The 7759-nt window shown below is 68.8% G+C and carries 7 protein-coding genes; 1 reads left to right on the top strand and 6 read right to left on the bottom strand.

Translation table 11 applies throughout. The features are described 5' to 3' along the window. Positions 1–185: 185 nt before the first annotated feature. From mctP to nagB, 4 genes are all read right to left on the bottom strand, one after another. Complete coding sequence (gene mctP, locus AOK11_RS35150; RefSeq protein ID WP_055597708.1) at positions 186–1853, bottom strand: monocarboxylate uptake permease MctP; 1668 nt, start codon at positions 1851–1853, stop codon at positions 186–188. After that, complete coding sequence (locus AOK11_RS35145) at positions 1850–2116, bottom strand: DUF3311 domain-containing protein (RefSeq protein ID WP_055597707.1); 267 nt, start codon at positions 2114–2116, stop codon at positions 1850–1852. Before AOK11_RS35145 ends, mctP begins: the two co-directional genes overlap by 4 nt. Before the next feature lie 258 nt (positions 2117–2374). Beyond that, entirely contained in the window at positions 2375–3139 is a 765-nt protein-coding gene (locus AOK11_RS35140; RefSeq protein ID WP_055597706.1) for a GntR family transcriptional regulator, read from the bottom strand. 212 nt (positions 3140–3351) lie between these two features. Further along, complete coding sequence (gene nagB / locus AOK11_RS35135) at positions 3352–4134, bottom strand: glucosamine-6-phosphate deaminase (protein ID WP_055597705.1); 783 nt, start codon at positions 4132–4134, stop codon at positions 3352–3354. Positions 4135–4768: 634 nt separating this feature from the next. On the opposite strand from nagB, the gene AOK11_RS35130 reads away from it, so the two are divergent. Continuing rightward, complete coding sequence (locus AOK11_RS35130) at positions 4769–6244, top strand: PAS domain-containing sensor histidine kinase (protein ID WP_055597704.1); 1476 nt, start codon at positions 4769–4771, stop codon at positions 6242–6244. Positions 6245–6554: 310 nt separating this feature from the next. On the opposite strand, the gene AOK11_RS35125 is transcribed toward AOK11_RS35130, so the two are convergent. Both AOK11_RS35125 and AOK11_RS35120 read right to left on the bottom strand, forming a co-directional pair. After that, entirely contained in the window at positions 6555–6812 is a 258-nt protein-coding gene (locus AOK11_RS35125) for a WhiB family transcriptional regulator (protein WP_030219886.1), read from the bottom strand. A gap of 318 nt (positions 6813–7130) precedes the next feature. Next, positions 7131–7759, bottom strand: a 629-nt coding sequence (locus AOK11_RS35120; RefSeq protein WP_420903042.1) for a diacylglycerol/lipid kinase family protein, incomplete at its 5' end; no start/stop codon positions are given.

Below are 7759 nucleotides of genomic sequence, written 5' to 3'. Positions count from 1 at the left end.
TCGGTGAGATCACCGCGCAGGTAGGCCTGCGCGGTGATCTCACCGAGCTCCTCGAACTCGTACGGCTCCACCGGCCGGGTGACGATGTCCACGGGGGCGAGTGTGCCCCACGGGTACGACGACGGGCCGCCGGATTCAGGGCCTGTCCGGCGGCCCGTTGCCCGTTGTCGTCCCCGCGTGCCGGGTCAGCGTTTTCCGTCGGCGGCCGCGTCGGCCGCGTCGGCCGCTTCGGCCGCTTCGGCGGCGTCCAGCGGCAGCTCGGTGCTGACGCCCGGGTCGCCCGCGTCCGCCGTGTAGTCCTGCGGCCGGGTCTCGTCGATGCCCTCGGGCGCCTTGACGGCCCTCAGGACGAAGGTCAGGGCGATCGTGACCAGGGCGTTGATCACGAAGGCGGTGAGACCGATGTAGCCGATCTCGCCGATGCCCGGGATCTCCTTGGAGGAGCCGCCGAAGTGCTTCTGCGTCGGCGAGGCCACCCCGTACGCCGCGACCGTGCCGTAGACCATGCCGACCGCCCAGCCCGCGAGCAGCGCCCAGCGGTGGAACCAGCGGGTGAACAGGCCGCCCACCAGCGCCGGGAAGGTCTGCAGGATCCAGATGCCGCCAAGGAGCTGGAAGTTGATGGCGACCGTCTTGTCCATGGTGAGGACGAAGGCCAGCGCGCCCACCTTCACGAGCAGCGAGACCACCTTGGAGACCTTGGTCTCCTGCGCGGGTGTCGCGTCCGGCTTGATGAAGTCCTTGTAGATGTTGCGGGTGAACAGGTTCGCGGCCGCGATCGACATGATCGCCGCCGGCACCAGCGCCCCGATGCCGATGGCGGCGAAGGCCACACCGGCGAACCAGGCCGGGAACATGTTCTCGAACAACTGGGGGATCGCCAGCTGCCCGTTGCTGACCTCGACCCCGGCCGCGATCGCCATGAAGCCGAGCAGCGCCAGCAGGCCCAGCATCAGCGAGTACAACGGCAGGATCGTGGTGTTGCGGCGGATCACCTCACGGCTGCGCGAGGACAGCGTCGCGGTGATCGAGTGCGGGTACATGAACAGTGCGAGCGCCGAGCCCAACGCCAGCGTGGCGTACGTCCACTGCCCCGCCTCGCCCGGCACCAGCGAACCGCGCGGCGCGCCCGTGGCCGGGTTGGTCTCGCTGTACGCCTCGCTCGCCCTGGCGAAGATGTCGTCGAAGCCGCCCAGCTTGATCGGGATGTAGATGATCGCCACCGCGATCACGAGGTAGATCAGCGTGTCCTTCACGAACGCGATCAGCGCCGGGGCCCGCAGACCCGACGAGTACGTGTACGCCGCCAGCACACCGAAGGCGATCAGCAGCGGCAGGTCCTTGACGAACCAGTTGGTGTCCTCGCCGCCGCCGACGCCCATCACGTCCAGCACGGCCTGGATGCCGACCAGCTGGAGCGCGATGTACGGCATCGTCGCCAGGATGCCGGTGACCGCCACCGCCAGCGACAGCCCCTTCGAGCCGAACCGGCCGCGCACGAAGTCGGACGTCGTCACATAACCGTGCTTGTGCGACACCGACCACAGCCGTGGCAGGAAGGTGAAGATCAGCGGGTAGACGAGGATGGTGTACGGCACGGCGAAGAAGCCCGCCGCGCCCGCCGCGTAGATCGCCGCCGGTACGGCCACGAAGGTGTACGCCGTGTACAGGTCGCCGCCGAGCAGGAACCAGGTGACCCAGGTGCCGAACGACCGTCCGCCCAGGCCCCATTCGTCGAGACTGTTCTCGTTGGCCGCCTTGCGCCAGCGGGCGGCCAGGAACCCCATCGCCGTGACGAGGACGAAGAAGAAGATGAAGACGGCGAGTGCCACGCCGTTCACGCCGTCGTTCATCGCTCGGCACCGCCCTTCGCCGCCGCGCGGGCACGCTGGTCACGCTGCCACAGCTTGTACGCGATCACCGTCAGCACGGTGGAGAGCAGCACCCACAGCATCTGATACCAGTAGAAGAACGGGATGCCGATGAAGGTGGGGTCGGTCCTCGCGTACGAGCCGACCCACAGCATGGCCACGAACGGTGCTAAAAGACAGACGCCGATGACGACGCGCCCGGGCGTCACCACCGGACCTCTGCTGGAATCTGGGGCTTGCGACATCGAACGACTCCGTCCCCTCGCTGATCACCTGCGCTGCGTAATGCGCAGGAAATCTAGGTCAGCGCCGGAGCGGGGCGGAACCCCTCGCGGGGATTGCGTACTTAAACTCCACGGAAGGCTGACCCGAGGGCGGTGATTTTCCCGTCAACCGTCCGGCTTGTGCTGTTCCGCCCACGGATCGGCGCCGCCGCTCCGAGCGCTCCGGGGTTCGGCTGCGGGCTCGGCTGTGAGGTTCGGCGGTCGGGTCCGGCTTCGGGCTCATTCCTGCGGGCGCTTCAGCCGGGCCACGAACTTGTACCGGTCGCCCCGGTACACCGAGCGCACCCATTCCACCGGCTGTCCGTCCCGGTCCAGCGAGTGCCGGGAGAGCATCAACATCGGCAGCCCCACATCGGTGCCGAGCAGACCGGCCTCGCGCGGGGTGGCCAGGGAGGTCTCGATGGTCTCCTCGGCCTCCGCCAGATGGACGTCGTACACCTCGGCGAGTGCGGTGTAGAGGGAGGTGTACTTGACCAGGCTGCGGCGCAGCGCCGGGAAGCGCTTCGCGCTGAGGTGGGTGGTCTCGATGGCCATCGGCTCGCCGTTCGCCATGCGCAGCCGCTCGATGCGCAGCACCCGCCCGCCGGCGGTGATGTCGAGCAGTGAGGCGAGCTCGTCGTCGGCGGTGATGTAGCCGACCTCCAGCAGTTGAGAGGTGGGCTCCAGACCCTGCGCACGCATGTCCTCGGTGTACGAGGTGAGTTGCAGCGCCTGTGAGACCTTGGGCTTGGCGACGAAGGTGCCCTTGCCCTGGATGCGCTCCAGACGCCCCTCGACCACCAGCTCCTGGAGCGCCTGGCGCACGGTGGTGCGCGAGGTGTCGAACTCCGCCGCCAGGGTGCGCTCGGGCGGGACCGGGGTACCGGGAGGAGCCGTCTCCGTCATGTCGAGCAGATGCTTCTTCAACCGGTAGTACTTGGGCACGCGCGCCGTACGGACCGTAGCCCCACCCTCGTTCTCCGTAGTGCTGACGTCGGTGCTCATGCTCTGCCTTCCCGGCTCCGAGTGCCGAACGGCCGACACCCCATCGGCCCCGGCCCACATCGTGGCACGACCGCGGCCGGGGATGTTTCCCCCGTACGCTCCGTGATCTCCTCTGTATACCGCCGAGCCGGGGGTTGGTCTAGTCCACCGCGGCCGCCCGGGGCCGCTGCGGCCCCGGGCCGTGGGAGCGAGGGGCACCCCGGGGCTTCCGGTCAGATCCCCTGCCAGTCCGGCTTGTTGACGTAGGTGCGCCGGAAGTAGTCCGCGAACTTGAGCTTGCTCGCGGCGGCCTCGTCGACGACGACCGTGGCGTGCGGGTGCAGCTGCAGGGCGGACGCCGGGCACACCGCGGCCACCGGGCCCTCGACGGTCGCGGCGACCGCGTCCGCCTTGCCCTCGCCGGTGGCGAGCAGGACCAGGTGGCGGGCCTCCAGGATGGTGCCGATGCCCTGGGTGATGACGTGGTGCGGCACCTGGTCGATGTCGTCGAAGAAGCGTGCGTTGTCCACCCGGGTCTGCTCGGTCAGCGTCTTGATCCGGGTGCGCGAGACGAGCGAGGAGCACGGCTCGTTGAACCCGATGTGCCCGTCCGTCCCGATGCCGAGCAGTTGCAGGTCGACGCCGCCGGCCTCGGTCAGTGCCCTGTCGTACGCCTCGCACGCGGCCTGGACGTCCTCGGCCGTGCCGTCGGGGCCCATGAAGGCGTCCATACCGATGCCGAGCGGCTCCAGGACCTCGCGCCGGAGCACCGAGCGGTAGGACTCGGGGTGGTCGGCGGTCAGCCCCACGTACTCGTCGAGCTGGGCGATCCTCGCCCGGGAGGTGTCCACGGAGCCGGAGCGCACCTGGGCCACCAGCGCCTCGTAGACGGGCAGGGGCGTCGAGCCGGTGGCCACGCCGAGCAGGGCGTCGGGGGTGCGCCGCAGGAGATCCGCCATGGCCCCGGCGATGAGCGCGCCGCCGGCCTTGGCGTCCGGAACGATGACAACTTCCACGCTGAGCCTGCCGTTCTGGGAGGGGACTCGTCTGGGGCCGGCCCCGGAAGGGAGCGGGGCGGCCATGTGGTTTAGACCAATATCAATCTAACAGAGCGGGGGGTCCGCTCCCAGGCGGAGGGTGGCGGCATTCCCCGCGGGAGTCCGCCCCGGTCTCTCCTCAGCATCCCAGCGCGGGACGGTCGCGGCCCGTCGACCGAAATGACCATGGAATTCCGTTCCCTGGCGCACGCTTGCGGGATAGGGTGCATGGCGGATGCCCGCATGTCCGCTCGACCGTTGTCCCGCTCGGCCGTCGTCCCGACGGCCGCGTGAGCACGTGATCGCGTGATCGTGAAAAAAAGACAACAACGAACAGTCTCCGACACATGGACACGGGTAGTGGTCTAGTCCACAATGCGTAACAGTGCAGTGCACGCAAGCCTGCCTTCCCCGCACAGGAAGGCGGATCGAGGACCCGGAGCTCTCTGCCCTGACTGCCCCGGATCCTCGTCCCTCGGCCGAACGGGACCGCACACCCCGCGGCCGATGTCGCTCCGGGCTGCGGTGCCGGGAGGGCTGAGGGTCCCTCTCAGGCGCCGCGGCCCGCGGGTGCTTCCGGGGGAGGGCGCGATGTCCCGGTACGCTCGCTGACGTGCCCTCCATGAACGAACTCGTACACCAGCACACCGCTCTCGACGACTCCGATCTCGAGTGGCTTCACCTGCTGGTCTCGGAGTGGCAGCTGCTCTCCGACCTCTCCTTCGCCGACCTGGTCCTGTGGGTCCCCACCCGCGACGGCACCCGCTATGTCTCCGTCGCCCAGATGCGGCCCAACACCGGTCCGACCTCGTACCAGGACGACATGGTCGGCCATCTCGTCCCGCGCGGCCGCCGGCCCATGCTGGACGCGGCCCTGGACGAGGGGCGGATCGTGCGCGAGGGCGACCCGGAGTGGCGCGAGGAGGTCCCGGTCCGCGTCGAGTCCATTCCCGTACGGCGGGAGGGCCGCGTACTCGGGGTCATCGCGCGCAACACCAACCTGCTCACCGTGCGTACTCCCAGCCGGCTGGAGCTCACCTACCTCCAGAGCGCCTCCGACCTCGCCCAGATGATCGCGGCCGGTGCCTTCCCGTTCGCGAACCAGCAGCTCGACATGGACGCGCTGCCCCGTGTGGGGGACGGGCTGATCCGGCTCGACGCCGAGGGGATCGTCCAGTACGCCTCCCCGAACGCCCTGTCCGCCTACCACCGGATGGGCCTGGCGTCCGACCTGGTCGGCCACCACCTCGGCCGAACCACCGCCGAACTGGCGCCTTCCCGCGGGCCGGTGGACGAGGCGTTGGAGAAGGTCGCCAGCGGCTGGGCGCCGCGCGAGTTCGAGATCGAGGCGCCCGGCGGGGTGATCCAGTTCCGGGCGATCCCGCTCAAGCCGAAGGGAACCCGCATCGGGTCGCTTGTCCTGCTCCGGGACGTCACCGAACTTCGCCGTCGTGAAAGGGAGTTGATAACCAAGGACGCGACCATCCGGGAGATCCACCACCGGGTGAAGAACAACCTCCAGACGGTGGCGGCGCTGTTGCGCCTGCAGGCCCGGCGGATCGGCTCCGAGCGCGGCCGCGCGGCGCTGGAGGAGGCGGTGCGCCGGGTCGGTTCCATCGCGATCGTGCACGAGACGCTCTCCCAGAACCTGGACGAGCGGGTGGAGTTCGACGAGATCGCCGACCGTGTCCTGGCGATGGTCGCCGAGATCTCGCCGGGCAAGGTCACCGGCCGGCGCACCGGCCGCTTCGGCATACTCGACGCGGAGGTCGCCACCCCGCTGTCGATGGTGCTGACGGAGGTTCTGCAGAACGCCCTGGAGCACGGCTTCCGCGAGGGTGACATCGGCACGGTCGAGGTGACCGCGGTCCGCGGCGGCACCACCAAGGAGGCCCGCCTGCTGGTCACCGTCCAGGACGACGGCGTCGGTCTGCCCGAGGACTTCGACCCGCACACCGGCGGCAACCTGGGGCTGCACATCGTACGGACCCTGGTCGAGGGCGAGTTGGGCGGAACCTTCGACATGGTGCCGGCCCCGGACGGGGGGACGCGGGTGCTCCTGGACGTTCCGGTGGCCATGGACAAGTGACGACGAGTGACGTGCGCCGGTGGTCTGGACCAGTGAGGTGGCCGCAGGCGTGGGCCGCCGGGGGCCGGCCGCGGGTGGGGGTTGGCGCCGCGGGCCGGTGACGTGGTGGGCCCGTGAGGGCGGAGCGCAGCGAAAAGCCCCGGACGGTTGTCCCGTCCGGGGCTTTTGCTTGACTGATGGGTTCCCCTCCGGCTCGAGATGAGCCGGGACTCGGGGGAGCACCGGGGAACTGCGTGCTGCGGCTCGGGGGCGGGAGATGCGTACGCGCTGTACGCGCCGCCAAGCTCAGGCTGTCAGCAGGGGTGGGTTGTCAGGCGGAGGCCTGACGGGCCCGGTTGCGGGCGGCGCGGCGCTTCATTGCGCGGCGCTCGTCCTCGCTGAGACCACCCCAGACGCCGGAGTCCTGACCGGATTCGAGTGCCCACTGAAGGCAGCTCTCGATCACCGGGCAGCGACGGCAGACGGCCTTGGCTTCCTCGATCTGCAGCAGCGCAGGACCGGTGTTGCCGATGGGGAAGAAGAGCTCGGGGTCTTCCTCGCGGCAAACGGCGTTGTGACGCCAGTCCATGGCTGCTACCTCTCCTTGGTATGAACTACATGTGGCTTGTGAATGTGAACGCTTTCACGAATCCCCCAACAAGTGAAGGGCCGAACGCCAGGTTCCCTGGCGTGGTCCTTGGTTTGAAGAGGGGTTCCGGTGATCTGTGGAGGCCGGTGTTGCGGGCCGTCCCGATCGCCATGTAGAGACTCGCAAACCTCGGCGGCGGATACAACCCCTTCCGGAAAGTTTTTTTTGATTCATCGGTGTCGACTAGGTCACAGCCGTACTTCCATGGGGTGGATCCTGGCCTAAACGTTCGAGTGAAAGGACTTTAGCCTTTTCCGCTCACACAATCACACGCAGTGCACGGCGAACGCCTGTGAACGTCACGCTGGTTCGCAGTCCGAGGTGGTCGCCGTCCATCTGGAGGGGCAGTGGCACCTTCGAATGCAAGGTGAACTGGGTCAGGTCGTGCCTCGCGGTCACATGCCTGCCCCGGGGTCCGCGCTCGGGGGACGAAGTGAGCAACTGGGTGCCATACCGGGCAAGGGCGGAGGCGGACAGCCGCTTCAGACCGAAGAGGTCGAGGCCGGTATCGAACGAGGCCTTAGGTGACGCGTAGATCGGGCGATTGCCGAGAAACGTCCACGGGGAAGCGTTCGAGACTATGGAGAGCGCCAGATCGCGGACCGGTTCCTCGCCCGGCTGCTCGAGCGTTATCACACCGTGCAGGCGGTGCGGTTCCCCGATCAGCTGACGCACGACCTGACGCATGTACAGCGCGTGAGTGGACTTCCTGCCGCGCTCCCGGTGCTGTTCCACCCGGCCGACCACACCGGCGTCGAAGCCCAGCCCCGCGTTGAAGGTGAACCAGCGGGGTGGCACGCCTTCGTCGTCCGTTCCCGGTGTGCCCGACGTCAGGCCCAGACCGACGGTGCGTTCGCGGCCCTCGCGCAGGGCGTCCAGCAGGGCGC

The sequence above is a fragment of the Streptomyces hirsutus genome (genome assembly GCF_001418415.1).
Taxonomy (GTDB): domain Bacteria; phylum Actinomycetota; class Actinomycetes; order Streptomycetales; family Streptomycetaceae; genus Streptomyces; species Streptomyces hirsutus.
Note: the sequence above shows the minus strand (reverse complement) of the source record. Positions and strands in the feature narration are given on the sequence as shown.

Coding starts and splice junctions, on each gene's coding strand:
- mctP (WP_055597708.1), bottom strand. CDS start 1,853: ATGAACGACGGCGTGAACGGCGTGGCACTCGCCGTCTTCATCTTCTTC.
- AOK11_RS35145 (WP_055597707.1), bottom strand. CDS start 2,116: ATGTCGCAAGCCCCAGATTCCAGCAGAGGTCCGGTGGTGACGCCCGGG.
- AOK11_RS35140 (WP_055597706.1), bottom strand. CDS start 3,139: ATGAGCACCGACGTCAGCACTACGGAGAACGAGGGTGGGGCTACGGTC.
- AOK11_RS35125 (WP_030219886.1), bottom strand. CDS start 6,812: ATGGACTGGCGTCACAACGCCGTTTGCCGCGAGGAAGACCCCGAGCTC.